At 73.8% G+C, this 25,436-nt stretch carries 22 protein-coding genes; 6 read left to right on the forward strand and 16 right to left on the reverse strand.

Annotation, left to right across the window (positions count from 1 at the left end):
* Positions 1 to 96: 96 nt before the first annotated feature.
* From ABZ497_RS06735 to pdxH, 6 genes are all read right to left on the reverse strand, one after another.
* Positions 97 to 1,134 (reverse strand): HEXXH motif-containing putative peptide modification protein, encoded by a 1,038-nt coding sequence (locus ABZ497_RS06735; RefSeq protein ID WP_359803794.1) that lies wholly within the window; start codon positions 1,132 to 1,134, stop codon positions 97 to 99.
* 3 nt (positions 1,135 to 1,137) lie between these two features.
* A complete protein-coding gene (locus ABZ497_RS06740) occupies positions 1,138 to 2,310 on the reverse strand; it encodes an FxsB family cyclophane-forming radical SAM/SPASM peptide maturase (RefSeq protein ID WP_359803795.1) in 1,173 nt (390 codons plus the stop codon).
* 44 nt (positions 2,311 to 2,354) lie between these two features.
* Positions 2,355 to 6,368: an FxSxx-COOH system tetratricopeptide repeat protein gene (gene fxsT / locus ABZ497_RS06745; RefSeq protein WP_359803796.1), complete on the reverse strand. Its 4,014-nt coding sequence runs from the start codon at positions 6,366 to 6,368 to the stop codon at positions 2,355 to 2,357.
* Positions 6,358 to 7,695 (reverse strand): TIR-like protein FxsC, encoded by a 1,338-nt coding sequence (locus ABZ497_RS06750; protein ID WP_352291451.1) that lies wholly within the window; start codon positions 7,693 to 7,695, stop codon positions 6,358 to 6,360. Before ABZ497_RS06750 ends, fxsT begins: the two co-directional genes overlap by 11 nt.
* Positions 7,696 to 7,801: 106 nt before the next feature.
* Entirely contained in the window at positions 7,802 to 7,987 is a 186-nt protein-coding gene (gene fxsA, locus ABZ497_RS06755; RefSeq protein ID WP_329489200.1) for an FxSxx-COOH cyclophane-containing RiPP peptide, read from the reverse strand.
* 200 nt (positions 7,988 to 8,187) lie between these two features.
* Positions 8,188 to 8,820, reverse strand: coding sequence for a pyridoxamine 5'-phosphate oxidase (gene pdxH / locus ABZ497_RS06760; RefSeq protein ID WP_329492207.1), 633 nt, complete (start codon positions 8,818 to 8,820; stop codon positions 8,188 to 8,190).
* Between the two features lie 416 nt (positions 8,821 to 9,236).
* Here pdxH and ABZ497_RS06765 point away from each other — a divergent pair, with 416 nt between their 5' ends.
* Together ABZ497_RS06765 and serC are read left to right on the forward strand one after the other, a co-directional pair.
* On the forward strand, positions 9,237 to 10,337 hold the full coding sequence (locus tag ABZ497_RS06765) for a citrate synthase 2 (protein ID WP_329489199.1): 1,101 nt from the start codon (positions 9,237 to 9,239) through the stop codon (positions 10,335 to 10,337).
* A 133-nt stretch (positions 10,338 to 10,470) separates the two neighbouring features.
* Entirely contained in the window at positions 10,471 to 11,589 is a 1,119-nt protein-coding gene (serC, locus tag ABZ497_RS06770; protein WP_359803797.1) for a phosphoserine transaminase, read from the forward strand.
* A 209-nt stretch (positions 11,590 to 11,798) separates the two neighbouring features.
* On the opposite strand, the gene ABZ497_RS06775 is transcribed toward serC, so the two are convergent.
* Positions 11,799 to 12,566: an SDR family oxidoreductase gene (locus ABZ497_RS06775; protein WP_329489197.1), complete on the reverse strand. Its 768-nt coding sequence runs from the start codon at positions 12,564 to 12,566 to the stop codon at positions 11,799 to 11,801.
* Between the two features lie 84 nt (positions 12,567 to 12,650).
* On the opposite strand from ABZ497_RS06775, the gene ABZ497_RS06780 reads away from it, so the two are divergent.
* Positions 12,651 to 13,301 (forward strand): TetR/AcrR family transcriptional regulator, encoded by a 651-nt coding sequence (locus ABZ497_RS06780; protein ID WP_359803798.1) that lies wholly within the window; start codon positions 12,651 to 12,653, stop codon positions 13,299 to 13,301.
* A 62-nt stretch (positions 13,302 to 13,363) separates the two neighbouring features.
* Here the strand turns inward: ABZ497_RS06780 and thpR are convergent, their stop codons facing one another.
* Positions 13,364 to 13,951 carry an RNA 2',3'-cyclic phosphodiesterase gene (gene thpR, locus ABZ497_RS06785; RefSeq protein ID WP_359803799.1) on the reverse strand — a complete coding sequence of 196 codons (588 nt, stop codon included), beginning with the start codon at positions 13,949 to 13,951 and terminating at the stop codon, positions 13,364 to 13,366.
* Positions 13,952 to 13,996: 45 nt separating this feature from the next.
* Between thpR and ABZ497_RS06790 the strand changes: the two genes are divergently transcribed.
* Positions 13,997 to 14,515 (forward strand): GNAT family N-acetyltransferase, encoded by a 519-nt coding sequence (locus ABZ497_RS06790; RefSeq protein ID WP_359803800.1) that lies wholly within the window; start codon positions 13,997 to 13,999, stop codon positions 14,513 to 14,515.
* Positions 14,516 to 14,563: 48 nt separating this feature from the next.
* Here the strand turns inward: ABZ497_RS06790 and ABZ497_RS06795 are convergent, their stop codons facing one another.
* From ABZ497_RS06795 to ABZ497_RS06825, 7 genes are all read right to left on the reverse strand, one after another.
* The gene (locus ABZ497_RS06795; protein ID WP_352291454.1) at positions 14,564 to 16,066 is read right to left on the reverse strand and encodes an MFS transporter; all 1,503 of its coding nucleotides are present in this window, start codon (positions 16,064 to 16,066) and stop codon (positions 14,564 to 14,566) included.
* Between the two features lie 134 nt (positions 16,067 to 16,200).
* Entirely contained in the window at positions 16,201 to 16,635 is a 435-nt protein-coding gene (locus ABZ497_RS06800) for a MarR family transcriptional regulator (RefSeq protein ID WP_329489192.1), read from the reverse strand.
* 41 nt (positions 16,636 to 16,676) lie between these two features.
* Positions 16,677 to 18,497: a hypothetical protein gene (locus tag ABZ497_RS06805; protein ID WP_359803801.1), complete on the reverse strand. Its 1,821-nt coding sequence runs from the start codon at positions 18,495 to 18,497 to the stop codon at positions 16,677 to 16,679.
* Positions 18,498 to 18,563: 66 nt separating this feature from the next.
* The gene (locus ABZ497_RS06810; protein ID WP_359803802.1) at positions 18,564 to 19,400 is read right to left on the reverse strand and encodes a nucleic acid/nucleotide deaminase domain-containing protein; all 837 of its coding nucleotides are present in this window, start codon (positions 19,398 to 19,400) and stop codon (positions 18,564 to 18,566) included.
* A gap of 16 nt (positions 19,401 to 19,416) precedes the next feature.
* Positions 19,417 to 19,977: an SUKH-4 family immunity protein gene (locus ABZ497_RS06815; protein ID WP_329489189.1), complete on the reverse strand. Its 561-nt coding sequence runs from the start codon at positions 19,975 to 19,977 to the stop codon at positions 19,417 to 19,419.
* Positions 19,978 to 20,013: 36 nt separating this feature from the next.
* A complete protein-coding gene (locus ABZ497_RS06820) occupies positions 20,014 to 21,003 on the reverse strand; it encodes a nucleic acid/nucleotide deaminase domain-containing protein (protein WP_359803803.1) in 990 nt (329 codons plus the stop codon).
* On the reverse strand, positions 21,000 to 21,722 hold the full coding sequence (locus ABZ497_RS06825; protein WP_329489187.1) for a WXG100 family type VII secretion target: 723 nt from the start codon (positions 21,720 to 21,722) through the stop codon (positions 21,000 to 21,002). Before ABZ497_RS06825 ends, ABZ497_RS06820 begins: the two co-directional genes overlap by 4 nt.
* 246 nt (positions 21,723 to 21,968) lie before the next feature.
* On the opposite strand from ABZ497_RS06825, the gene ABZ497_RS06830 reads away from it, so the two are divergent.
* Both ABZ497_RS06830 and ABZ497_RS06835 read left to right on the forward strand, forming a co-directional pair.
* Positions 21,969 to 22,373 carry a VOC family protein gene (locus ABZ497_RS06830; RefSeq protein ID WP_329489186.1) on the forward strand — a complete coding sequence of 135 codons (405 nt, stop codon included), beginning with the start codon at positions 21,969 to 21,971 and terminating at the stop codon, positions 22,371 to 22,373.
* Between the two features lie 373 nt (positions 22,374 to 22,746).
* Positions 22,747 to 23,529, forward strand: coding sequence for an MHYT domain-containing protein (locus tag ABZ497_RS06835; RefSeq protein WP_329489185.1), 783 nt, complete (start codon positions 22,747 to 22,749; stop codon positions 23,527 to 23,529).
* 133 nt (positions 23,530 to 23,662) lie between these two features.
* Here the strand turns inward: ABZ497_RS06835 and ABZ497_RS06840 are convergent, their stop codons facing one another.
* Positions 23,663 to 25,375 (reverse strand): hydrogenase maturation protein, encoded by a 1,713-nt coding sequence (locus tag ABZ497_RS06840; protein ID WP_359803804.1) that lies wholly within the window; start codon positions 25,373 to 25,375, stop codon positions 23,663 to 23,665.
* Positions 25,376 to 25,436 lie beyond the last annotated feature (61 nt).

Genomic DNA, 25,436 nt, shown 5'->3' on the forward strand with positions numbered 1-25,436 from the left:
CGTTCGTCAATAACATTTCTCTTGTTCATTCTTACGGCAATCATCACTACCGCGCGACAGACCGGTGCCCCGCCGTAACGCGGGGCGACCCGCACGCTATCGAGGACCGTCCAATTCGCGTACGGTGCGCACGAGTTCCTCGGTGAACTCGCGGCCGTGCCCGGTGAGCTCCGCGCTGTCCAGCAGGGTGGCGCCCGCGGTCAGGGCGTGGCCGCGCCACCGGGTGAACTCCCCGGCGGCGCGGCCCGTGTCCCCCGCGCCGGCGGCCAGCTCGGCGCACCAGAAGTCCACCACCCCGAGGTGCGCGTAGGTGCCCTGCAGCAGGGCACCGACCGGGCGCGGGTCGGGGCGCCAGGGAGCGTGGTGGACGGCGGCGCCGTTGGGGTGGTGCAGCGGCACGAGGTCGAGCAGCGCGCCGAGTTGGAGGTGCAGGAACTCGTGTGCCAGGGCGAGCGCGAGCAGCACCGGATCCCCCGGTCGCGAGGCCGCCACCGCGCCGAACGCCCGGCGGGCGGCGGCGCTGACCGCCTCGCCGCCCGGGGCCGGGCGCAGCGGGACGATCGTGGTGACGCAGGCCGCGACGGCCTCCGCGTACGGCCGGTGGCGGCGCACCAGGACCTGCCAGGCGAGGGCCAGTTCGGTGCGCCAGTGGGCGAGTTCCCGCTCGTCGAGGGGCCCGGCCGGCGGCCGGCCGTAGTCCACCCGGCGCGGCCCGGCGTGGTCGATCGCCGGCGTCCACCGCAGCCCGTCGCACTCCAGCCGGAGCGGCTCGCCCGGCGCGGCCCGGAGAAACTCCGCCAGCCCGTCCAGCCGGACGGTCTCACCCGCCGCGCGGGCGCGCAGCCGGTCGGCCGCCCAGGCGTCCAGCTCCGGCCGCAACAGCACCTCCTCCCACCGTGCCCGGTCGGCCCGTTGCGACGCCCGGAGCTCGGCGTAGGCCGCCTGGTAGGCGGTGTCCTCGGGCGCCGCCCGCCGCAGGGCCAGGAGCAGCAGCGCGCGTTTGCTCAGCTGTCCGGCGCGCAGCAGCCGGACAGCCTCCGGCCCGCCGCGCGCGGCCGCGATCGCCCGGAAGGTCGCCCGGTCCACCCCGTGCCGGGGCAGTCCGTCCGTCGTCCGCCCACCCGTACCCGCCACCGGTCATCCTCCTCGCGTCGCAGCGGCCGTGTCCGCCCGCAGCCTCCCCGCGATGTGGCGGATCAGCCGGTCCAGGTCCGCGCAGTACACGGACGGGTGAGCGAAGCCGCCCCCGGCGTCCGGCCCGGGGTAGCGGTGCGCGTACAGGCCGCCTCCGCACACGCGGACCAGCGGGCAGGCCGCGCAGACCGGCCCGAGCCCGTCGAGGCCGCGCTGGCGGCCCCGGAACGCCGGGTGGGCGGCGGCCTCGCCGAAGCCGTGCCGGAACACGTCCAGCCCCGTCCCGGCGGCGCCGTCGGCCACCACCTTGAGGCTGTCGGCCTGTTCGATCGTGCCGTCCGTCTCGACCACCACGAGGTCCACGGGGGCCAGCCCGACCGCCTCGCTGGCCGCGCGGCCGCCGAGCAGCAGCACCGCCAGCTCCTCGAAGAGCCGCACCCCGGTCTCCCGCCGCGAGGCGCCGTACCAGCGGTCGAAGGCGGCGATCAGCCACTCCCCGTACGGCGCCGCGTCCTCGCCCGAGGGCGGGCGGGTCGGCAGCGACCGCCGCACCCCGGCCGGCTGGGCCGCCCAGGTCCCGTGCGGCAGCAGCAGATCGACGCGCGGCGGCGCGAACTCCAGCAGCGCCTCGTAGGTGGCGACCGGATCGGCGGCGAGGTCCACCACGCAGAGCAGCCCGGCGAACAGCTCCCGGTGCCGGTCCGAACCCAGCAGCCGCAGCGCCCGGGCCGTCCGCTCCCAGCTGCCGCCGCCGGACGGCAGCCGCCGGTGCCGGTCGTGGTCGGGGGCGGCGCCGTCCAGCGACACCCCGACGGCGACCCGGTGCCGGTGCAGCACCTCCAGCAGCGCCGGCTCGTCCAGCAGCCGAAGTCCGTTGGTCTGCAGGCTGAACCGCACCCTCGGCGCGACACCGGCCAACTCCGCCAGCAGCGCGTCCAGATGGCCGGCCCCGACGAGCAGCGGCTCACCGCCGTGCAGGATCACCGCGACCTCGTCGAGCCCGCACCCGGCCGCGTGCTCGGCGATCCGCCGGGCCACCCGGCGGACCGTCGCCAGCTCCATCCGGCGTGGCCGCCGGCGCCAACTCTGGTCCGCCGCCTCGTACATGTAGCAGTAGTCGCAGGCCAGGTTGCACCGGCTGTGGACCTTGAGCAGGAACTGGCGGAACGGCACCATGCCCGCGAGCCTAGCCCGCCGCGGACCGGCCGCCGCGGTGGAGTTCACACCGACGGCGGCTCGATGTCGGAGTCCAGCCGCAGCCCCGCCTTGACCGCCACCGTGGTCGGATGCTCCTCGCCGAGCGTCTGCCGGGCCCGGCGGATGCAGTCGCCGCGCAGCTGGGCCGCGCGCTCGCCCTCCCCCGCCGCGGCCAGCGACAGCGCCAGGTTGGAGTTGACCCCGATCGAGTCGTAGTGGTCCGGCCCGAGGGTCTCGGCCATCAGCGGCGCCGCCTGCTCCTCGAAGGCCAGCGCGGCCGCCGGCTCCCCGGACAGGACGAGGTCGTTGGCGTGGTTCATCATCGCGATCGGTATGTACAGGTGCTGGTCGCCGAGGACGGCCCGGAACTGCGCCAGGGTGCGCCCGGACAGCTCCCGCGCCTGCGCCGTCCGGCCGGCCAGCCGCAGGTAGACGGAGAGGTTGTTGGCACCGGCCAGCGTGACCGGGTGGTCCTCGCCCAGGTAGTCCCGGTAGCGGGCGAGGGCGCGCTCGGCGAGCTGGATGGCCCGGTCGGTGTCGCCGAGCGCGCTGAGGTCGCTGGCCAGGTTGGTGGCGGCCGCCAGGGTGTCGGGGTGCTCGGCGCCGTTGATGTCCAGGTAGCGCTGGTAGATGTCCTCGTCGATCTCCAGCGCCTCGTTGTACCGGCCGGCCCGGCGCAGCGCCACGGCGAGGTTCTTGCGGGCGCGCAGGGTGTCGGTGTGGCCGTCGCCGATGGTCTGCTGGTAGATCCGGACGGTCTCCTCCAGCAGGTCCAGGGCCTCCCGCAGCCGCCCGGTCTCGCGCAGGTCGCGGGCGTAGTTGGAGGCGGAGGACAGCGCGTAGAGGCTGTGCGCCCCGAGGGCGTCGCGCTGCTGGAGGTAGTTGCTGCGGTGGCGCTCCAGGGCGGCCCGGCGGTCGCCGGCGAGGTAGTCGGAGACCGCCAGGTTGTTGGTGATCATGAGGGTGCGCGGGTGGTCCGGGCCGAGGGTTCGGCGGGCCGCGTCCAGGGTCCTGCGGTCGCGCGCCCTGGCCTCCTCGTACCGGCCGAGGAACCGCAGGTCGGCGCCGAGGCTGTTGGCGACGGCGAGGGTGTGCGAGTGCTCGGGGCCGAGGGTGGCGGTGAAGCGGTCCAGGATGTCCTGGTCCATCGCGTACGCCTCGTGCAGGGCGCCCTGGGAGCGGCGGATGTTGCTGAGCTGGGTGCGCAGCATCAGGGTCTGGGCGTCGTTCTCGGCGTCGAAGCCGGCGCCGCCGTAGTCCTCCTGGCGCCAGATCTCCAGGGTGCGCTCGGCGAGGTCGCGGCCGGACTCGTGCAGGCTGCGCTTCCACTGGTAGCGGACCGAGTCGATGATCCACTGCCGGACGTCCTCGTCACCGCTGCCGGCCGCGCCGGAGGGCCACAGGTGCGGCAGGAGTTCGGCGTACTGCGGCCAGTTCGCGGGGATGTCCGGGTCACCGGGGTTCGCGGTGGCGAGGGCGGCGTGCACCACCGCCCGCAGCCCGGTCCGCTGATCCTCGTCGACCTGGTCCCGCAGGACGGCCTGGACCAGCCGGTGCACGGTGATGGTCTCGCTGCCCTGGTCGGTGCGGGCCAGGCCGAACCGGTTGATGGCGCGCAGGAACTCGCCGATCGCCAGCTTGTCGCGGGGCGCGCGCGGCGGCAGCCGCAGCGCGTGGGTGACGGCCCGGCTGTAGAGCAGCCGCATCGGGATGGCGTCGGGCCCGAAGAACGCGCAGATCTCCAGGATCTGGGCGGCGGGGCCGTTCATCCGGCGCAGCTCCTCGACCGAGATCCGCCAGGTGGCGGCGGCCGAGTGCGGGTACTCGGCGGTGCGCAGCCGGGTGCGCTCCAGCATCTCGGTGAGCTCTTCGTCGAGCAGTTCCAGGTAGGTGGCGATCGGCATCGAGGTCTCCTGCAGCCAGACCGCGGCCTGGCCGACGGCGAGCGGCAGGTCGCCGAGCCGGTGCGCGACCTGGTCGGCGTCGTCCGGGGCGAGGCCGCCGTTGAAGCGGCGCAGCAGCCGGACGCTCTCCTCCCGGGTGAAGACGTCGACCTCGACCAGGCCGGCGTGCTTGGACCAGCCCTGGTTGCGCGAGGTGATCAGCACGTGCCCGCCGGAGGAGCCGGCCGGCAGCCAGGGCGCCAGCTCCTCGGGGGTGCCGGCGTTGTCGTAGACCAGCAGCCAGCGGCGGTACGGCTCGCCGCGGCGCAGCGCGTCCAGCACCGCGACGGCGGTGTGGGCGACGTCGTCGCTGCTCTGCACGCCGATCCGGGGGGCGAGTTCGGCGAGCTTCTGCGGGATGTTCGCGGGCTCCTCGGCGGGCACCCACCAGATCACGTCGTAGGCGGCCTTGAAGCGGTGCGCGTACTCGGCGGCGATCTGCGACTTGCCGGCGCCGCCGAAGCCGTAGAGCACCTGGCTGAGCACCGCACCGGGGCCGCCGGTGAAGCGGTTGCGGAGCAGCTCCAGCAGCCGGCCGCGCCCGGTGAAGGAGGCGTTGCGCGAGGGCGCCTCCTGGATCTTGGGCGCGGTGCCGGGGAAGCGCGAGGGGGCGGCGTGCTCCCCGCTGTCCCCGTCCGGCCGGCTGCTGCTGCCCGGCGGCGGCCCGAGCTCGCTGTACAGCTGGGACTCGGCGAGCACGGCCGAGGAGCGGACCAGGTCGGGGACGGCCGGGCCGACGAACGGGCGGGGCACCGGCTCGTCCGAGTCCTGCAGCCGCAGCGCCACCAGGGCCGGCGAGCCGGAGCTCAGTTCGCGCCCGCTGAGGAGCTGCCAGGCCTCGGCCGCGCGGGGCAGCGCGGTGTACTCGGGCGAGAGCAGCGCGAGCAGCCGGCCCTGGCCGTCCAGCGGCCCGGCGGCCTCCGGCGGACGGCCGCCGGGGTAGGGCTCGGCGGCGTTGTGCAGGGAGGTCTGGTAGCCGAAGCCGGTGAGGGTGGCGGCGGCCCACTCGGCCCACATCCGGTCCTCGGGGGCGTAGCTGACGAAGACCTGGCGGGGCATGGTGCGGGTGGAGCGCAGGTAGGCGCCGTACAGCCGGCGGCGGGCGTCCCCGGTGAGCGGGCGCAGCGTGCGGACCCGGCCGTCGGTGATCCACCCGGCCAGCCGTTCGAAGGCGTTGAGCAGGCTGCGCGCCTCCTGCGGCCGGTCGGCGACGGTGGCGGGCACCTCCTCGTAGGCGTAGAAGGGCTTGTACGGGACTTCGACATCGCTCCAGTAGGCGGCCCGCCGCTCGGCCCCCAGCCAGCGGCCGAGGTAGGGCGCGAACGCCTCGCGGGCGTAGTCCCGGCCCGCTTCGAGCCGCTCCTGCTCGGCGTCCTCGACCCGCATCGGCACCGGCAGGACGCGGATGGCCCGCTCCTCGGCCTCGGCGATCGTGCGGGCCGCGTCCACGCCGCCGCGGATGTTCTGCGCGCTGAAGGTGAAGCAGTCGACGACGGAGTCGGGCATCAGGACGGTGCAGATGCCCGAGGTGTCGCTGACCCCGGTGCGGCTGTCGATCAGCACGTAGTCGTAGGCCCGGGCCCAGCGGTCGCGCAGTTCGCGCAGGAACTCGCCGCCCCGGATGTCCCGGCCGTGGTAGAAACTGCGCCAGTTGAAGCTGGTGACGGCGGCGGGGTAGGCGGCGTTCTGCCGCCCGGCCGGCAGGAAGTCGAGGCGGCCGCCGGGCGGCAGGTCGAGCGCCAGGCCGCAGATGTAGCCGCCCAGCCGGCCCGGTTCGTCCAGCCAGTCGGCGGGGGCGAGCCCGCCCGGACCGGCGGCGGTGGGCAGCGCCTGCTTGACGTACGCCCGCAGCAGGTCGATCAGGCCGTCGGTGGCGTGCAGTTCGGGGTCGACCAGCAGCGGGTGGTAGTAGCGGTGCAGGCCGGGCGCCTCCAGGTCCCAGTCGACCACCAGGACGCGCAGGCCGCGGCTGGCCAGGATCCAGCCGACGTTGGCCAGGGCCATGGTCCGGCCGGTGCCGCCCTTGAACGAGTAGAAGGTGACGACCGACCCCGGTCCGGTCCGCTCCGGGTCAGTTCCGGGCTCAGTGAACATCGTCCTGTTCCCTCCTCGACGGCACCGCCGCGCCGTCCGGGCTGCGGCGCGGTCCTGGCGGCCCGGCCGGAATGGCCAGCCCGGGCATCGCCGGGGCGGCGTCCTCGCCGTCGGGGCCGAAGCCGAAGGCGGCGCCGTCGACATCGTCCCCCCAATCGAAGTTGTCGTCCATGAGCTTGTTCTGAGCAACCGTCACCATGATGGTGAGGTCCGTGTCAAAGCTCTCCCGGCCCACCGCGACGCGGAACAAGTGCTCCAGGTCGCTCCGGCGCAACCAGTTGCGCCGGAACACGCTGCGCACGCCGGTCCACAGCGCGTCGCGCTCCGGCCCGGCCGGCGGGTCGTCCGTACCGGCCGGCACCATCACGCCGGTGACCGGGTGGTTCTGGTCGTCGTACTCGCGCAGCGCCGGCCGGTAGACCTCGCCGCCGGCCATCCACGGGTCCACCAGCAGCACGCTGACCTGGTTGTCCTCCCGGGCCCGGTCGAGCTTCTCGCCGAGGCCGGGCCCGACCTCCTCCAGGGTGGTGGTGTGCCCGGCGGAGGTGATCACCTGCTGGGCGCGGACCGCCAGCGACGGCTGCGTCGGCGGGTGGTAGGGCGCCCACTGCCACGGCTTGGCCCCGTACCAGCCACCGCGGGACGAGCCGCCCGCCTCGGCGGCGGCGGCGTCGGAGGAGCGGCCGGCGGCGATGAACAGCCGGACCATCCCGGCGGTGGGCGCGGGCCGCATCGACGGCACCACCGGGAAGTAGCCGCGGACGGCGCCGAGGTCGAACTCGGGCAGCTCGCCCAGCCGCCGGGCGGCCGCGTCCCGGATCCGCTCGGCGACCACCCGGACCACCCGCCGGTAGTCCGGGCCGAGCGGGTCGGTGCGCAGCAGGTCGCGCAGGCCCGAACGGGCGTAGGCGTCACCCATGCCCTGCTGGACGAACTGGATCTTCCGCACCTCGTCCGGCAGCTCCCCCGGCAGGGTCTCCCAGAGCACCGGGATCAGGGCCGGGACGACCTCGCCGGCCAGCTCCTCGTGCCGGCGGACCCGCCCGCGGAACGCCGTCCACTCCTTGCCGCAGTAGAGGCTGGCGAAGTAGGCCGGGGAGTAGAGCGCGACCATGGCCCGGCAGCGGGCCAGCATCTGGGCGAGCTGCTGCTCCCAGTTGTCGCCCAGGCGCAGCCGCTCGGTGTCGCGGTAGGCGAGCTCCTCGGCGCCGGCGGCGGGCTCGATCCGGCCGAGCTCGTCCCGCAGGTCGTTGAAGAACTGGTCGACGAAGGCGTCCCCGGCCTCGTAGTCCCGCCGGGCGTAACTGAAGAAGAAGTACGGCCGCACTGATCCCCCCGGGCCCGACGGTGCCGCGACTGCGCTGCTGTCCTCCCCAGCATGTCGCGAACTCCGCGGCCGCGCCCGGGAGTCGGCGAAGCTCGTGGCTCCGGGACTACAGGGACGACTGGAAGGCCGCGACCGGCTCCGCGCCGGGGGCCAGGACGTCCGCGACCACCCGGCGCAGCAGGTCGCCGAGGACGGTGTCGGGCAGGGCGTCGATCTCGTCCAGCGGCAGGGCGGTGACGTCGACCAGGTCAGAGCCGAGTCCAACGGCGGTTCCCGCACCGGTGACGCCCATCAGTCCCTCACTCGATCTGCTCGGCCCAGCGGGCTGGTGGCCCCGGGGAGTCGACCCGGTCCGCGACGCGCATACTACACCCGTGCATGACGGGCCATCAGCTGTGCTGCGCCGCCGCGCCAGGCCCTTTCCCGGCCGGGGCGGGGTCGACGACACCCGGCGCGGCGGCCACGACGGCGGCGTCGGGCCGCCCCCGGCGGTCAGGGGCAGAGCCGCTCGACCCGCCAGCCGGTCGGCGCCGACGGGTCGGCGAGGAAGCGGAGCCGGTCGTGCAGCCGGTTCTCCCGGCCCTGCCAGAACTCCACGCTCTCCGGGACCACCCGGTACCCGCCCCAGAACGGCGGGACCGGCACCCCCTCTCCCTCCGGGTAGCGGCGCTCCAGCTCCGCGTACCGCTGCTCCAGCACCTCGCGGCTGCCGACCGGGCTGGACTGCTCGCTGGCCCAGGCGCCGAGCTGGGAGCCGTGCGGTCGGGTGCGGAAGTAGGCGGCGGTCTCGTCCCGGCCGACCTTCTCCACCCGGCCCTGCACGATCACCTGGCGGGCCAGCGCCACCCAGGGGAAGAGCAGGGCCGCCTGCGGGTTGACGGCCAGCTCGGTGCCCTTGCGGGAGCCGTAGTTGGTGAAGAACACGAAGCCGCGCCGGTCGAAGCCCTTCAGCAGCACCGTGCGCGAGCTCGGCCGCCCCCCGGCGTCGGCGGTGGAGAGCACCATCGCGTTGGGTTCCACCACGCCGGCGTCGTCCGCCTCGTGGAACCAGCGGGTGAACTGGGTGACCGGGTCGGCCGCGAGCTGCCCCTCGACCAGGCCCTCGTGGGTGTAGTGCTTGCGCATCACGGTGAGGTCCGGCCCGGGCCGGGCCTCCTCGGCCAGGATCCGGGAGGCGGGGCTCGGGGGCGTCGACTGGGCGCGTTCCGGGGTCTGCACGTCAACATCATCCCGTACGACAAGCAACCGGCACCGCTACCTCCGGACAAACCCCCGTGGGAGATAAGGTGTCTCGCCACCGCTCGGCCGTCCGAGCTACAGGCAATTGTCCGGAAACCGATGATTGATTCCGGAGAATCGCCGGGCGCGACCGGCCCTCAGGTGAAGGTCGAGCGGTCCTGCGGGAAACATCACCACCGTGGTGTATGGCGCAATGCACCCCGTGCCTGTCAGGCTGGCACCGAGTGCCAAACACCATTCGGTCACTGGCGTACCGCCCCACCACGGCGGCCCGCCGATCACAGAGCTGAAGGAGCCGTCGCATGTCCGACTTCGTACCCGGGCTTGAGGGAGTCGTCGCTTTCGAGAGCGAGATCGCCGAACCCGACCGTGAAGGCGGCGCCCTGCGGTACCGCGGAGTCGACATCGACGACCTGGTCGGCCACGTCTCCTTCGGCCACGTCTGGGGCCTGCTGGTGGACGGCAAGTTCAACCCCGGCCTGCCGGCCGCCGAGCCCTTCCCGATCCCGGTCCACTCCGGCGACATCCGGGTGGACGTGCAGTCCGCCCTCGCCATGCTCGCCCCGGTCTGGGGCCTCAAGCCGCTGCTCGACATCTCCGCCGAGCAGGCCCGTGACGACCTCGCCCGGGCGGCCGTGATGGCCCTCTCGTACGTGGCGCAGTCCGCCCGCGGCCAGGGCCTGCCGATGGTCCCGCAGAGCGAGATCGACAAGGCCGAGACGGTCGTCGAGCGCTTCATGATCCGCTGGCGCGGCGAGCCGGACCCGAAGCACGTCAAGGCCATCGACGCCTACTGGACGTCCGCCGCCGAGCACGGGATGAACGCCTCCACCTTCACCGCCCGCGTCATCGCCTCCACCGGTGCCGACGTCGCGGCCGCGCTCTCCGGCGCCGTCGGCGCGATGTCCGGCCCGCTGCACGGCGGCGCGCCGTCCCGGGTGCTCGGCATGATCGAGGAGATCGAGCGCACCGGCGACGCCAAGGCCTGGGTGAAGAACGCGCTGGACAAGGGCGAGCGCCTGATGGGCTTCGGCCACCGCGTCTACCGCGCCGAGGACCCGCGCGCCCGCGTGCTGCGCCGCACCGCCAAGGAGCTCGGCGCGCCGCGCTTCGAGGTCGCCGAGGCGCTGGAGAAGGCCGCGCTGGAGGAGCTGCACAACCGCCGCCCCGACCGCGTGCTGGCCACCAACGTCGAGTTCTGGGCCGCCATCATGCTGGACTTCGCCGAGGTCCCGGCGCACATGTTCACCTCGATGTTCACCTGTGCGCGCACCGCCGGCTGGTCGGCGCACATCCTGGAGCAGAAGCGCACGGGCCGGCTCGTCCGCCCCGCCGCGCGCTACATCGGCCCCGCCCCGCGCAGCCCGCGCGACATCGAGGGCTTCGAGGCCATCGCGCACTGAGAAACCGCTGGTGAGCAGCGGGTCCGACGCTCCGTCGGACCCGCTGTTTCCGCAGCTCGCAGCCGTGAAGATCGCATCTCAGCGGGCGGACTGCCGTAACACTTCCGCAATCGCGGCCGGTAGGCTGCCGCCCGTGGCTCAGATCCAGATCCCCGCTGACATCAAGCCCGCAGACGGCCGTTTCGGCTGCGGCCCGTCCAAGGTGCGCCCCGAGGCCCTGAGTGCCCTCGCCGCCACCGAGACCTCCCTGCTCGGCACCTCGCACCGCCAGGCCCCGGTGAAGAACCTGGTCAAGCGCGTGCGCGAGGGCGTGAGCAGCCTCTTCTCCCTCCCCGAGGGGTACGAGGTGGTTCTCGGCAACGGTGGCTCCACCGCCTTCTGGGACATCGCGGCCTTCGGCCTGGTGCGGGAGAGGTCCCAGCACCTCGACTTCGGCGAGTTCTCCTCCAAGTTCGCCTCCTCGGTCAAGGCGGCGCCCTGGCTGGGCGAGCCGACCGTGATCAAGACCGCCCCGGGCACCCACCCGCTGCCGGTCGCCGAGGCGGGCGTGGACGTCTACGCGCTCACCCACAACGAGACCTCCACCGGTGTCGCGATGCCGATCGGGCGCCCGGCCGGGGCGGACGAGGGCTCGCTGGTCCTGGTGGACGCCACCTCGGGCGCCGGCGGCCTGCCGGTCGACATCACCGAGACCGATGTCTACTACTTCGCGCCGCAGAAGTCCTTCGCCGCCGAGGGCGGCCTCTGGCTGGCGACGTTCTCCCCGGCCGCCCTGGAGCGCGCCGCCGAGATCGCCGGCTCCGGCCGCTACATCCCGCCGTTCTTCGATCTGCCGACGGCCATCGACAACTCGTCGAAGGACCAGACGTACAACACCCCGGCGATCTCCACCCTGTTCCTGCTGGCCGACCAGCTGGACTGGCTGAACGGCAACGGCGGCCTGGACTGGGCAGTCGCCCGGACGGCCGACTCCTCCTCCCGGCTGTACGGCTGGGCCGAGAAGTCGTCGTTCGCCACCCCGTTCGTGGCGAACCCGGCGGAGCGCTCCCAGGTGGTCGGCACGATCGACTTCGACGACGCGGTGGACGCCTCCGCCGTCGCCAAGGCACTGCGTGCCAACGGCATCGTCGACACCGAGCCGTACCGCAAGCTCGGCCGCAACCAGCTGCGCGTCGCGATGTTCCCGGCCATCGAGCCGGCGGACGTCGAGGCGCTCACCGCCTGCATCGACTACGTGGTCGAGCAGCTCTGAGCACCGGCACGGTCGCACGGCCCTGAGCGGGCCGGCACACGCGTGAGGGCCACCGCCTGCGGGCGGTGGCCCTTCCGTTTGTTCGCGCTACCTGTTGACGAGCGAGCTGATCAGGACGACCACCAGCAGCAGCACCAGGGCGCCGGTCACGATACGCATGCGAGTCTTGGGATCCACGGTCATCGAGCGTACCCGCGACCCGTCGGCGGTCAGACCCCGAGGTTGGATCCGCCGGTGGCGTCCAGGTTCTGCCCGGTGATCCAGCGGGCGTCGTCGGAGGCCAGGAAGGCCACGATGTCCGCCACGTCGGCCGCCTCACCGACCCGGTCGAAGGCCGAGTGGCCGGCCGCCCCGGCCCGGGCCGCCGGGTCGGCCAGCCAGGGGTTGATGTCGGTGTCGACGATGCCCGGCAGCACCGCGTTGACGGTGATCCCGCGCGGCCCGAGCTCCTCGGCGAGCGTCAGTGTGAGGGTGTTCAGCGCCCCCTTGGTCATCGCGTAGGAGACGGCCGACGGGAACGCGACCCGGGTGACCCCGGACGAGACGTTGACGATCCGGCCGCCGTCCCGCAGCCGGCCCAGGCCGTGCTGGACGATGAAGAACGGCGCCTTGGCGTTCACCGCGAACACCCGGTCGAAGTCCGCTTCGGCGACCTCGTGGATCCGCCCGTTCTGACCGATCCCGGCGTTGTTCACCAGGATGTCCAGGCCCTCGCCGCCGCCGTGCGCGGCGAGCCCCGCGTCGAAGGCCGCCCAGAGCGCCCGCGCGTCACCGGGCACCCCCAGTTCGGTGCCGATCGCGAAGGCCCGGCCGCCGGCCCGCTCGATCACCCCGACGACCCGCGCCGCCGCCTCGGCGTCACGGCCGTAGTGGACGGCGACCAGCGCCCCGTCGCGTCCCAACCGCTCGGCTATGCCTCGCCCGATCCCCCGGCTGCCGCCCGTCACCAGAGCCGTCCTGCCCGCAAGCGTGCCCATGGCCACGCCCCCTATTTCTGTAGCGGTCGCTAATGAAATGAACCGTACCAGAGCTTCTGTAGTGCTCGATATAGAATGACGGGCATGGCCCCCGACCCAGCCACCCCAGCCGCCGCAGCCGCCGTCCCGCCCTCCGACGCGGGCACCGGCACAGCGCGGCGCGGACGCCCCCGCTCCTTCGACCGCGAGGCCGCCCTGGAGCAGGCCCTTCGGCTGTTCTGGGAGCGCGGCTGGGAGGCGACCTCGGTCGCCGACCTCACCTCCGCCATGGGCATCCGCCCGCCGAGCCTGTACGCGGCCTTCGGCGACAAGCGCGCGCTCTTCGCGGAGGTCGTCGCCCGCTACCGGGAGAGCCACGGCGCCTACTCGACCCGCGCGCTCGCCGAGGAGCCCACCGCCCGGGCCGGCATCGCCCGGATGCTCCATGAGGCCGCCGCCGAGGCCACCGACCCGGAGCACCCCTGGGGCTGCCTGCTGATCAGCTCGGCCGTGAACTGCACGTCCCCCGAGGTCGAACAGGCGCTCCGGGAGATCCGCAACGCCAACGTCCGCGCGCTGGAGTCACTGATCCGGGCGGACATCGCGGCCGGCCGCGAACCCGCCGGGGCTGACGCGGCGGCGCTGGCGCAGTTCACCGCCACCGTGCTCCAGGGGATGTCCCAGCGGGCCCGCGACGGCGCCGACCGGGCCGAGCTGGAGCGGGTCGCCGCCGACGCGATGCGGGTCTGGCCCTGAACGGGCCACCACGCACGCGCCGGCGGCCCGGCCCCCAGCGGGCCGCCACCCCCGGGCCCGCCTCAGCCCCAGCGGGCCAGCGGCCAGGAGGCGACCGTCTCGTAGTGCGCGAAGCCGCCGTCGAGCTCGCTCTTCATCAGGTGCAGCTCCGCGGCCTCCCACTCCGGCCCGCGGTACCCGCCGAGCGCCGACTCCAGCGCCTCCAGCTCGGCCACCGCCCCCCGCTGCGCCGCCCGCCGGTGCCCCCGGGAGGAGCCTGCCCGGGCGAGGGTGAGATGCGGGTGGAAGGTGAACGCGTCGACCTCACCGGCCACCCCCGCGGTGGCCTCGTGCACGGCCTCGGCGAGCCGCCGCAGCGCCCACGCCTGGCCCTCCACCCCGGCCCAGAGCACCCGGTCGCCGAACCGCCCGGCGCCCGCGAGCCGCAGCCGGTGCACCCCGTGCACCCCGGCCACCGCCGCCAGCCCGGCCTCCAGCTCCGGCAACCGCTCCACCGGCACCTCGCCGAGGAAGGCCAGGGTCAGGTGCCAGCCCTCGACGGCCGTCCAGCGCAGCCGGTCCGCCCCCGGCAGGGTCCGCACCGGGGCGACCGCGTCGGCGAGCCCCTGCACCGCCTCGACCGGCGGCAGCACCGCCACGAAGAGCCTCATGGGCTCATCTTCCCCCGCCGCCCGGTTTGGGCTAGAACCTTTTTCATGAAGATCCGTACCGGCGGCCGCGCCGACACCGCCGACATCCTCGCCCTGCTCGACGGCGCGGTGGCCTGGCTCGCCGCGCGGGGCCGCGCCGACCAGTGGGGCGACCGGCCCTGGAGCAGCGTCCCGGCCCTGATCGACCGCATCGACGGGTACACCGCCGAGCCGTTCCTGATCCGGCTCGCGACGGACGACGAGGGCCGCACCATCGGCTGCTGCGTGCTGTCCGAGCAGGCCAGCGCCTACGCCACCGCCGTGGACGAGCGCGAGCTGTACGTCCGCAACCTGGTCACCGACCGCTCGCTGAAGGGCTCCGGCATCGGCGCCGCGCTGATCGCCGACGCCCTCGACGAGGCCCGCCGGCGCGGTATCGGCCTGGTCCGGGTGGACTGCTTCGCGAGCGAGGACCGCCGTCTGGTCGAGCAGTACCGGGCGCTCGGCTTCACCGAGACCGAGGCCTTCGAGTCCGAGTACAAGGGCAGGCCCTGGCGGGGCCAGATCCTGGAGATCCGGCTCTGACCCCGCGCCCGGGGCGCACCACGCGGTGCACTCAAGGGTGACGAACCGTCAGCAGGCCGGTGCCAGCTCGGACTTCGCCGGGGCGACGGTGCGCGGGACGAAGGCCACCACCCGCCCGCCGCGACCCGGATGCAGATCGACGCGGACCTTCAGGTCCGCACTGCGGGCCAGCACCAGACCGACCGTGCCGGCCGCCAGCGCCGAGACCACCCCACAGGCCAGCAGCCCGAGCCGGGGCCCGTACGAGGCCGTCACCCAGCCGACGACCGGCGCGCCGATCGGCGTGCCGCCGGTGAACACCAGGACCAGCAGGCCCATCACCCGGCCCCGCATCGCCGGGTCGGTGCCCAGCTGGAGCATCGAGTTGACCGAGGTGTTGAAGCTCAGCCCGAAGACCCCGATCAGGGTCAGCAGCAGCGCGAACGACCAGTAGTCGGGCGCGAAGGCGGCCAGCACCTCCAGCGCGCCGAAGGCCAGCGCGGCGGCGACCAGCCGGCGCAGCCGGGGCGCGCCACGCCGGGCCGCGAGCAGCGCGCCCGCCAGCGAACCGACCGCCATCGCGGTGTTCAGCAGGCCGTACTGCCCGGCGCCGACCTTGAAGGTGTCGTGGGCGAAACCGGAGAGCAGCGTCGGGAAGTTGAACCCGAAGGTGCCGATGAAGCCGGCCAGCACCATCGGCCAGAGCAGCTCGGGCCGCTCCTTGACGTACCGCAGCCCCTCCCTCAACTGCCCCTTCTCGCGGGCGATCGGCGCGGTGGGGCGCAGTTCGGACGACCGCATGGCGAGCAGCCCGCCGATCACGGCGGCGAAGGAGAGCGCGTTCACCGCGAAAGCCCAGCCACTGCCGACCGCGGCGATCAGCAGGCCCGCGACGGCGGGGCCGACCAGCCGGGCGGTCTGGAAGTTGGCGGCGTTCAGGCTGACCGCGTTGGCGAGGTCCTTGGGACCGACCATCTCGGAGACGAAGGCCTGCCGGGTCGGGTTGTCGACCACCGTGACGAGGCCGAGCAGCAGCGCGAACGCGTACACGTAGTAGGGCGTCACCACGCCGCCGACGGTCAGCACGGCCAGGCCCGCGGCGAGCAGGCCCATCGCGCCCTGGGTGTAGATCAGCAGCCGGCGCTTGGGCATCCGGTCGGCGAGCACGCCGCCGAAGAGGCCGAGCAGCAGCATCGGCAGGAACTGCATGGCGGTGGTGATGCCGACCGCGAGCGGGCTGCCGGTGAGGCTGAGGACCAGCCAGTCCTGGGCGATCCGCTGCATCCAGGTACCGGTGTTGGAGACCACCTGGCCGGCGAAGTAGTAACGGTAGTTGCGGACGCGCAGTGAGGAGAACATCCCTCCGGGCCGGGTGAAGCGGGCTCCGGTCGGGGATTCCTGAGCGGCGGGGGTGACCGCCGCGGTGCGTTCGTCGGGGTCGTCGTCGCCGTTGCCGGCCGGCCCCGTCGGGGCGGGTGCCTGGGCGTCGGCGGCCGCGGCGGTGGCCGCGGCGGGTTCGGTGGTCGGTTCGTCGGTGCGGATGGCGGCGCTGGCTGCGGCCGGCGGTGTCACGGTGCTCTCCCCTCGCGGCGCGACGACCCGGCAGGGGGTCGTCGCGCTCCTGGTTTCGGTGGTCGGTGCTGCGGTGATGCGGTTCTCCTTCGTCCTCCGGCGGCTGACCGGAACGGCTGGGCCCCGAGCGTGTCTTACAGGTGTGCGAGCTTGTAGAGCACCGGCGCGGCCGCCCGCAGGGCGGCCCACTCCTCCTCGTCGAGACCCTCGGCGAGTTCGGCGAGCCAGGCGTTGCGCCGGCGGCGGCTCTCCGCGAGGATCACCTCCGCCTGTTCGGTACTGCTGACGACCACCTGACGGCGGTCCTCCGGGTGCGGCTCCCGCCGCACCAGGCCCTTCTCCTCCAGCATCGCGACGATCCTGGTCATCGAGGGCGGCTGCACGTGCTCCTTCCGGGCGAGCTCACCCGGCGTGGCCTTCCCGCAGCGTGCGAGGGTGCCCAGCACCCCCATCTCGGTAGGGCTGAGCGACTCCTCGACCCGCTGGTGACGCAGGCGGCGGGAGAGGCGCATGGTGGACGACCGCAGCTGACTGACGGCTGCGAGGTCCTGCTCGGACATCTCGGGCATGTCCTTAGTCTATGTCATTACTCTCGCTAATGAAAATTGCTTCAGGCGCCGGCCCGCAGCCCGACGGCGGGGGCCGCGGCCCCGTGCGGCCGGGGCCGGGTGTCCACCGCGGCGAGGCCGTCCGGCATGCCCAGCACCAGCAGCGTTCCGGCCAGCGCCAGCGACCAGACCTCGGAGCCCGTCCGCAGGTCCAGCACCCCGCCGGTGCCGAGGTCGCGCACCCGGACCAGCCCGTCGGACCAGGCCGCGGCCACCACCGGGCCGGCCGCGGTCGCCCCGGCGGCCACCGCCGTCACCGGGCAGCCGCGCCGGTCGGACGGCTCGGGCATCGGCGCCGAGCGCGGGCCCCAGAGCCGCACGGCGCCGTCGAAACCGCCGCTGACCAGCAGCGGGATCTCCGGATCGGACAGCGGTCCGCCCCCGAGCGCGGCGCCGGCCAGCGCGGTGACCGGCCCCTGGTGCAGCCGCTCGCTCACCACCGCGCCGTCCTGGTACCAGTGCACGGCGCCGGCCGCGTCGCCGAAGGCGGGCGCGGAGTCGGCCAGCCCGCCGATCGCGGCCACCGCGCTCAGCCCGCCGCCCGGACCGCCGGCCACCGCGCGGACCGCGTCCAGCGCCGCCATCAGCCCGTATCCGTCCAGCCCCGGCCGCGGTTCGGCCGGCACCACCAGCTCCGCCCGGCCCCAGGCGTCGAGCAGCACCACGGAACCGCCGGCCGTCACGGCCAGCCCCCGCAGCGGGCGCGGGGCCGGCACCACCACGGCACCGACCCGGCGGCCGGTGGCGACGTCGAAGGTCCGCACCGCGCCGGTCGGATCGGCCACCAGCACCTGCGACAGGTACGGCCCGACCCCGGCGGTGACCGCGACGGCCGGGCCCGGCCAGTCCCGGTCGGTGCCCTCCCAGCGCGCCCAGCGCCCGGACCACGGCGCGGGCAACTGCGCGAGGACGGCCGCGGCGGCCGCGGCGGCGGTGTCCGCGCCCAGCAGCCTGGTCCGCAGCACGGCGGCGCGGACGGCCGGGTCGGGCTCCTCGATCACGGCCGGACCGGCGGCGCGCCAGGCCCGGCCGAGCGCGTCGTCCCGCCGCTCGACGGCCGCCGTCACCGGGACGGGGCGGGCCAGCGCGTAGAGCAGCGGATCGGCGGTCAGCGGGCCGGGGTCGCCACCGGCCGCGGCCGCCGTCCAGAGCGCGGACAGCGCCTCCTCGCCGGCGGACCGCAGATCGGCACCGGCCGGCACCACCGGCGGAGCGGCCGGCGTCCCGAGGACCGGGCCGGGCAGCGGGTAAGCGCCCGCGTCGCCGCCCCGGGCCGCCGCCCACTGCGCGAACCGCTCCCGGTCCGTCCACTGCGGATCGCCGAGCTCCAGCACCGCCGGCGCGGGCACCGCGGTGAACGCCGCGGCCGCCGCGCCCCCGGTCGTCGCCTCGACCACCAGGCGCACCCCGGGCAGCCGGAGCAGCGGGTCGAGCAGCCCGGTCACCAGGCCGGCCGGGTCGTCGGCCCTGTCCAGCTCGGGGACGCAGATCAGGGTCGGGCGGTTGTCCGCCGCGATCGCCTCGATCAGCGGGCCCGGGGCGTGCGCCACCAGGTCGAGCTGGTGGCCCAGCGACCAGACGGCCGTCCGGAGGGTGGCGCCGGCGGCGGGCAGCACGGCGTGGATCCGCCGCTCGCCCGGCGCCTCGTCCGTCGTGCAGCCGCGGACCAGCCAGGCCAGCAGGTGCGACTTGCCGGCCCCGGGCGGCCCCGCCACCCGGCAGAGCCGCGGTGCCCGCATGTCGTCCAGCCAGCCGAGCAGTGCCAGTCCGGCCGCCCTGCGCCCCGCCCCCAGCGGCGGCATCCGTCGCCCGTCCCGCACCATTCCCGCTTCCCTCTCCTGGTTCCACCGCGGCCCGACCGCTCGGGCCTCCCCGCGCGGCCCGACCGCTCAGCCCTGCCGCTCGGCCAGGCTGATCATCAGTGCCTTGATCCCGCTCTCGCGCGACTCGGCCGTCTCCCCGTAGTCGAAGCCGTGGGTGAACTCCGCCTGCGGGAACTCCGCCGCCATCCAGCGCGCGCAGTAGTGCCCGGGCATCATGCACGGCTCCAGCTCGCAGTAGACCCGCACCACCTGCTCGGGCTCCACGCCCTCCGCCCGCAGGCGGTGCCAGAGCACCTCCTCGGGGTGCAGCAGGCCCGGGCCGCCGATGGCCGTCTCGATCCGCGTCCCGCCCTGCTCGTCGACCACCTCGAAGGCCGCCGAGGAGTCGACGTTCAGCGGGCGCCGCAGGTCGTCCAGCACCCGCGGCCACCAGCCCTCGCGGTCCTCGAAGGCGGCCGGGTCGGCCGCCAGCAGCCCCTGGCGCAGCTCCCGGTAGGCGGCGAAGGCCGCCTCCGGCCGGTCGGACGCGGCGACCGCCGGCAGGTACCGGTCCAGCAGCAGCAGCCCGGCCGCGAACGCCTCCACCGTCGAGGCGACCGGCAGCTCCGCCGGCTCGGACCCCAGCAGCAGCGCGCGGACGGACCGGTCCGGGGCGAAGAACAGCTCGGCCCCGCCGTCGGTGCCGATCCGCAGTTGGGCGGCCGACGCTCCGGCCGCCAGCCCGGCCCCGGCCGCGTACTCACCCAGCGACAGCGGGTCGGACTCCTCGGCGGCCCGGAAGTACGGCCCCACCTGGAGCGGCAGTCCGGGGTCGCGCAGCGGCCCGGCGGGCGCGACCGACAGGCTGCGCAGCCCCCGCGGCCCGAAGTGCGCCGTAAGCGCCGCCGTCAGCTCGTCGTCCATGTCCGCACCGGCCCTCTCACGTCGTCTGGTAGAAGTCGAGGAAGGAGTTCCAGAACTCCGCCTCGCTGCCGAACGGCAGATCGTCCCAGCGGCCCATGCCCTCCCGGATGTACTCCTCGGCATCGGCCCAGTCGTACGGCGTCGGCCGTTCCTCGGGCCGCGGCCGCTCGATGGCGATCTTGTACACCAGGTACGCCAGCGAGGAGATGTCACGGTGGATCAGCTGGTACTCCTCGTCGGCGTCCGGGTCGCAGACCCAGATCGTCCCGTCGTCGAGGTTGACGAACACGAACGCGCTGGACAACTCGCCCAACTGGCGCAGCGTGCCGTGCTCGGTCTCCACCAGCGAATCGGTCAGCGGCCGGGCGAACGCCCAGTCCGGGTTCTCGGGCCGCCGGTCCGCGAGCTCCTCCAGCAACCGGAACAGCCCGTTGGAGAACGGCACCCCGATCTCCGTCACGAAGCGGGCGCCGTCCCCGTCCGGCCAGATCCGGGCCGCCTCGTCGGGCTTGAACCTCAACAGGTCGCCGGGCGCGGCCTCGGCGACGACCCGGGGCCAGTCGATCCCTACCAGCACCGGTCATCCGTCCTCTCGGTCCGCCCGCCAACTGCCCTACTGTCCATGCTTCGCCTTCTTCGCCACGTGCTTCGTCTCGTGGGCCGCCTTGTCCTGCTGCCCCTGCGCGTCGAAGTCCTTCGTGCCCATCGTGCCACCATGCTGGCCCGCGGTGTGATCCTGGTGGAGCTGGTCCAGGTACGCCCGGTGGCCCCAGTCCCGGTTCTTCGTGGGGACCTTGCTGTCGTACTCCACGCCGTAGTTCACGTCGAGGTCGGGGTTCTTGGGCTGGAAGTGCCGGCCGAGCCAGCGCTCGCAGTTCTCGTTGGCCTGACAGGGGGCCCGCTCGGTGTACAACTCGGAGACGTGGTCCTCCCGGCCGCCGAGCAGCGGTTTGCCGATGGACCGTTCGGAGTGGCTCCGGTCACCGCTGCGGCCGACCAGGATGATCTCGTCGCCGTCCGGGTGCTTGTACCGCAGCGCCGCGTAGTTCTTGCCGCCGTAGTCGCCCTGGGCCCGGCGGGCCTCCTCGACGGCCCGGGAGAGCGGGGTCGGAGCGTCGATCCGGCTGCTCGGGACCTTCTCGTCCTTCTTGGGGTTCCCGTCGTCGTCCTTGTCGGACTTCTTGTACTTCTTCGCGTGGTACTTGTCCTTGAGGTCGTCCGGGGAGGGGTCCTTGACCTTCTCCGAAGCCCCGTCCAGCAGGGTCTTCAGGGACTTGTCGCTCCCGTCGACGTCGACGAACTTGCCGTCCTTGATCTCCTGGACCCGGCCGTCGTCGTGGACGTAGTACTTCCGGGGCGGCGTCTTCGGCCCGTCGCCGCCGCTGCTGCCCGCCTTCGGCGGCGGCGCGGCCTTGTCCTTGTTCTTCTCGTCGAAGGTGTGGGCGTTGCCGGAGTCGTTGTCCTTGTGGTGCTTGGCGGCCTTCGACAGGTTGTCGCCGGCCTGCTTGTACATCTTCTTGGCGGCCTTGCCCATGTCGTCGGCGAGTGCCTTGCCGAGCTTCTGGGCGCCCTTCTCCAGGGCCTTGACGATCGGGTCCGTCACGCGAAACTCACCCCCGCGACCCGGCTGCTGAAGACCTGCGCGTGCTGGGCCACCTTCTCGGCCTGTTCGTGCAGGGCCTTGGCGTGCGCCTCCACCGCGTCAGGGTTGATCTTGAACTGGGTTCCCCCCGACCCGCCACCGCCGCTCAGCGCGGCCTCGGCGGCCTCGAACACCAACCCGGCCACCGCCCCGGAGACGATCTCCACCAGCGGGGTGATCGCCGCCTCGATCACCTCGGAGACGATGTGGTCCTCCAACTGGTGCGCCAGGTAGGACATCAGCTTGCGCCCGGCCTGCTGGATCGCGATCACCCCGGCCTCCGCCAGGCCGAAGGTCGCCACCGCGGCGGCCTGGGCGGCGACGAAGGAGGCGGCCAGCACGATGAGCTCGCCGAGCGCCTCCAGCTTCATCGCCACGATCACGTCGGCGGCGGTGTCCAGCGCCTTCGCCACCACGTGGGCCGCCTGGACGACCTCGTTGAAGTGCTTGTCGGACATCAGCGCCCACTTGGCGATGAGCGCCTCGTAGGACGCCCCCTCGTACGCCCCGCCGAGCTGATGGACCGTCGCCGTCGAGTCCGCGTGCAGGTCTTCGAGGCCCTTCGCGAACTCCTTGACGTGCTCCCCGAATTCACGGACCTTGTCCTCGTTGACCGAGGGCCAGTGGATGCCGATGAAGTCCAGGAGCGTCGCTACCTCGCTCGGCAGCTCGATCGCCATTGGAGAACCCCCCGGTTAACAACAATCCTTCGATATCGTCGAAAGTTTATACATCCCGCATCCCACCGACAGTGGCGGAAACGTCCTGATTCTGTAGCGATCCACCCGGCTCCACGGCGCACGGCGCCGGACACGAGCCCCCCGCACCACCGGCCGCGCCCTCCGTGACTCCCGGTGCGATGCTGGTTCTGGGGCCCGATCCACGCGGGCCCCGGCACCACCCCTCAGTAGAAGGGCCGACCAGAAATGACCGACGTCGCCGCTGAGCAGGCCGAGCAGAACGACACCGGCTTCGCCCGCCTCGCCATGGTCACCATCGACTGCGCCGACCCGGTCGCGCTGGCCGCCTTCTACGGTGAGCTGCTCGGGTGGGAGACCAGGCACGTGGACGAGCGCTTCGCCATCCTGGACAACCCCGAGGGCGGCAGCCCGCTCGGGTTCGGACGGGTCGCCGGGTACCGCCAGGAGCCGTGGACCGAACCCGACGGAAGCAAGCACTTCCACCTGGACTTCTACGTCGACGACCTGGAGGAGGCCACCGCCCGGGCACTCGCGCTCGGGGCCACCGAGCCGCAGTTCCAGCACGGCCGCACGCTCAGGGTGCTGATCGACCCGGCCGGCCACCCGTTCGGCCTAGCACCCCTGGAGTGACCGCGCCCCGGCGGCCGGACGCCGGCGCCGCGGCGGGCCCGGACGGCACATGCGCAGGGCCCGGGCGGCACATGCGCAGGGCCCGTGTGCGTGCGCAGGCGGCGTCAGGGCTTGGTGGCGAGATCTTGCCGATCACGTGAAGGACGGCTCTGACCTGCGATTTCACCAAATGATCGAACATTGTGCGACTCACCGGTAGTGGTTACTGTCCCCCGTTGTCAGGGGCACCACACGCCAGGCTTCCCCCGGGCAGGACCACGACGCCGCGCGTGCCGCGTCCCGGCACTGCCGCCATCCATGACCGGCCGTTCCCGGCCGACGAGTCCGCCCGATCCTGGCGTCCGTCCTCCCCCAATCCGTCCAGGAGTTCCTCGTGGGTGAGATCCACCATGCCGACCTCGGCTGGGTGACGCCGGCGGTTTCGTACTTCGTCGCCTGTCTGGGCGCCTTCGTCGCCCTGCGCAGCGCCCGATGGGCCCTGGTCTCGTCGGGCCGCACCCGGACGTACTGGCTGCTGTTCGCGTCGACGTCGCTCGGCGCGGGCATCTGGTCGATGCACTTCATCGCGATGCTCGGCTTCTCCGTCACCGGGGCCGAGATCACCTACCGCCCGGGCCTGACCGTGCTCAGCCTGCTCGTCGCGATCGCGGTGGTCGGGCTCGGCATCTTCACCGTCGGCTACAGCCGCCACCCCCGCACCGCGCTGCTCGCGGGCGGTCTCACCACCGGCCTCGGGGTGGCCGCGATGCACTACCTCGGCATGGCCGCGATGGTCCTGCCCGGCCACCTCGGCTACGACCACACCACGGTGGGGCTCTCGGTCGCCATCGCGATCTTCGCGGCGACGGCAGCGCTCTGGGCCGCGCTGAACATCAAGGGCACCGTCGCCGTCCTGGCCGCCGCCCCGGTGATGGGCGTCGCGGTGTGCGCCATGCACTACACCGGGATGGCGGCGGTCTCCGTCCGGCTCGACGCCGAACAGGGCACCCAGGGCGGTGTGATGGCGCTCCAGTTCATCTTCCCGCTGGTGGTCGGGCTGGGCTGCTACATCTTCTTCGGCTCGCTGGCCTTCGCGGTCTCGCCGAGCCGGGGCACCCTCAACGCGCAGCCGGTGCTGATCGGCCGGGCCGCCCCGCTGGCCGGCCGCGGGCGCTGAGCGCCCGGTCCGGTGGGGGCGCCGGCCCCGGCGCGACGCCCCCACCGGACCGTCCTCGTTCCGGACCGTCCTCGTTCCGGACCGTCCTCGTTCCGGCCGGTCCCACTCCGGCCGGTCGCACTGCGGCCGCCCGCTACTCCGGTCGGCCGAGCAGTCCCGTCAGGTGCTCCGGCGTCGCCACCGGGCAGACCTTGTGCACGAAGTCGCGCCGCAGCCGGTGGTAGGGCTCGCCCTCCCGGTAGAAGTTGCGGTGCATCCGCCGCAGCTCCTCCGTCCGGTGGTCGGCCAGCGGCCGCGCCTCCTCGTCCTCGGCCCGGCGGCGCTTCTTCTCCACCAGCCGGCCAGTCAGCTCCGGCGAGCCGGCCAGCGCGGCCGCCTCCCGCTCGACCCAGCCCCGGAACTCGGCCGCGTCGCCGCCCGCCGTCCGGTCCACCAGGCCGAGCCGCTCGGCCCGGGCCGCGCCCACCGGCAGCGTCTGCGTGGTCAGCTGCTCCGCCTGCTCGGCGCCGACCCGCCGGGGCAGCGTGTACGTCCAGTACTCGGACCCGTAGAGGCCCATCAGCCGGTAGTGCGGGTTGAGCACGGCCGACTCGCGGCACCAGACCTCGTCGGCGGCGATCGCCAGCATCAGGCCGCCGGCGGCCGCGTTCCCGGCCAGCGCCGCGACGGTGAGCTTGTCGGTGGTGGTCAGCACGGCCTCGACCAGGTCGTCCATCGCGTTGATGTTCTCCCAGGACTCCAGCGCCGGGAACGACGCCCCCTCGATCACGTTGAGGTGGATGCCGTTGGAGAAGAAGTCCCGGGCCGCGCCGAGCACCAGCACCGAGGTCGGCCGGTCAGCCGCCTCCCGGTAGGCGGCCAGCAGCCGGCGGCACTGCTCGGTGCTCATCGCCCCGCCGGCGAAGGAGAATTCGAGGAAGCCGACGTCCTCCCGCTCGTGGTAGCGGATCTCCGCCCAGGTGTCCCGGCCGGCCGCCGAGGCCGGGGTGACCGGCACCTCGCGGACCCGGTGGAGGTGGTCGGCGAGCACCGTCGCGGCCGGCAGCTTGAAGGTGGCCGGCCCGCCGGGCGTCCGCCGCGGGCGCAGCTGCGGGATCCAGACCGCGCCGTCCGTGGTGGCCCGGCAGATCGCGCCGTCCCGCTGGGCGATCACCGCCCCGGGCCGGGCACCGCGCAGCTCGTCCTCGGGGTGGCCACCGTGCAGGAAGTACTCGCGCCCGTACAGCTCGTCGAGCACGCCCGGCTGGGAGTCGCCCGCGCGCAGCTTGCGCAGCACGGTGGCGGTGTCGTCGGCCTCCCAGTCGATCCGGCGGGCCTCCTGCTTGAGGAAGGGCCGCAGTCGGCCGCCCACGTCCGGCCGGTCGTAGTCGAGCGGTTCGGGCGTGAACAGCCCGCCCTCGAAGCGGCTCACCGCGAGCAGCACCGCCTCCACGGCGGCGTCCGCGACCTCGCCCCGGTACAGCTCGCTCTTGCCGCAGGCCCGCACCGGGAAGTCCACGGACGCCCAGATGTCCCCGGCGTCCATCTCCTCCACCGCCTGGAGGACGGTCACCCCCCAGCGTTCGGCGCCTTCGGTGATCGCCCAGTCGAGCGAGGAAGGGCCCCGGTCGCCCTTCGGGCCGGGGTGCACGATCAGGACGGTCCGGGTCGACCAGACGTCCTCCGGGATCGCCTTGGTGAGCATCGGGCAGATGATCAGTTCGGGGTCGGTCCGGGCCACGGCGGCCCGGACCGGCTCGTCGCCGAGCGCGAGCTGTACGGCCACCTCGTGACCGCGCTCGCGGAGTTCGGTGTGGACGCGCTGGGTCAGGCTGTTGAACGCGGTGGCGATCAGAAGAACGCGCAAAGGGGGCCTCCGGGCAGTGACTGACGTCGTGCGCGGAGGCGATGAAACCAGGGCATGGACA

This window comes from Kitasatospora sp. NPDC005751 (genome assembly GCF_040630835.1).
Lineage (GTDB): Bacteria > Actinomycetota > Actinomycetes > Streptomycetales > Streptomycetaceae > Kitasatospora.

Bases quoted from the DNA above. Each gene is read 5' to 3' on its own strand.
- ABZ497_RS06740 (WP_359803795.1), bottom strand. From the start codon at position 2,310: ATGGTGCCGTTCCGCCAGTTCCTGCTCAAGGTCCACAGCCGGTGCAAC.
- fxsT (WP_359803796.1), bottom strand. From the start codon at position 6,368: ATGTTCACTGAGCCCGGAACTGACCCGGAGCGGACCGGACCGGGGTCG.
- fxsA (WP_329489200.1), bottom strand. From the start codon at position 7,987: ATGGGCGTCACCGGTGCGGGAACCGCCGTTGGACTCGGCTCTGACCTG.
- pdxH (WP_329492207.1), bottom strand. From the start codon at position 8,820: ATGCGCAAGCACTACACCCACGAGGGCCTGGTCGAGGGGCAGCTCGCG.
- ABZ497_RS06765 (WP_329489199.1), top strand. From the start codon at position 9,237: ATGTCCGACTTCGTACCCGGGCTTGAGGGAGTCGTCGCTTTCGAGAGC.
- ABZ497_RS06775 (WP_329489197.1), bottom strand. From the start codon at position 12,566: ATGGGCACGCTTGCGGGCAGGACGGCTCTGGTGACGGGCGGCAGCCGG.
- ABZ497_RS06780 (WP_359803798.1), top strand. From the start codon at position 12,651: ATGGCCCCCGACCCAGCCACCCCAGCCGCCGCAGCCGCCGTCCCGCCC.
- thpR (WP_359803799.1), bottom strand. From the start codon at position 13,951: ATGAGGCTCTTCGTGGCGGTGCTGCCGCCGGTCGAGGCGGTGCAGGGG.
- ABZ497_RS06790 (WP_359803800.1), top strand. From the start codon at position 13,997: ATGAAGATCCGTACCGGCGGCCGCGCCGACACCGCCGACATCCTCGCC.
- ABZ497_RS06800 (WP_329489192.1), bottom strand. From the start codon at position 16,635: ATGCCCGAGATGTCCGAGCAGGACCTCGCAGCCGTCAGTCAGCTGCGG.
- ABZ497_RS06805 (WP_359803801.1), bottom strand. From the start codon at position 18,497: ATGGTGCGGGACGGGCGACGGATGCCGCCGCTGGGGGCGGGGCGCAGG.
- ABZ497_RS06810 (WP_359803802.1), bottom strand. From the start codon at position 19,400: ATGGACGACGAGCTGACGGCGGCGCTTACGGCGCACTTCGGGCCGCGG.
- ABZ497_RS06825 (WP_329489187.1), bottom strand. From the start codon at position 21,722: ATGGCGATCGAGCTGCCGAGCGAGGTAGCGACGCTCCTGGACTTCATC.
- ABZ497_RS06830 (WP_329489186.1), top strand. From the start codon at position 21,969: ATGACCGACGTCGCCGCTGAGCAGGCCGAGCAGAACGACACCGGCTTC.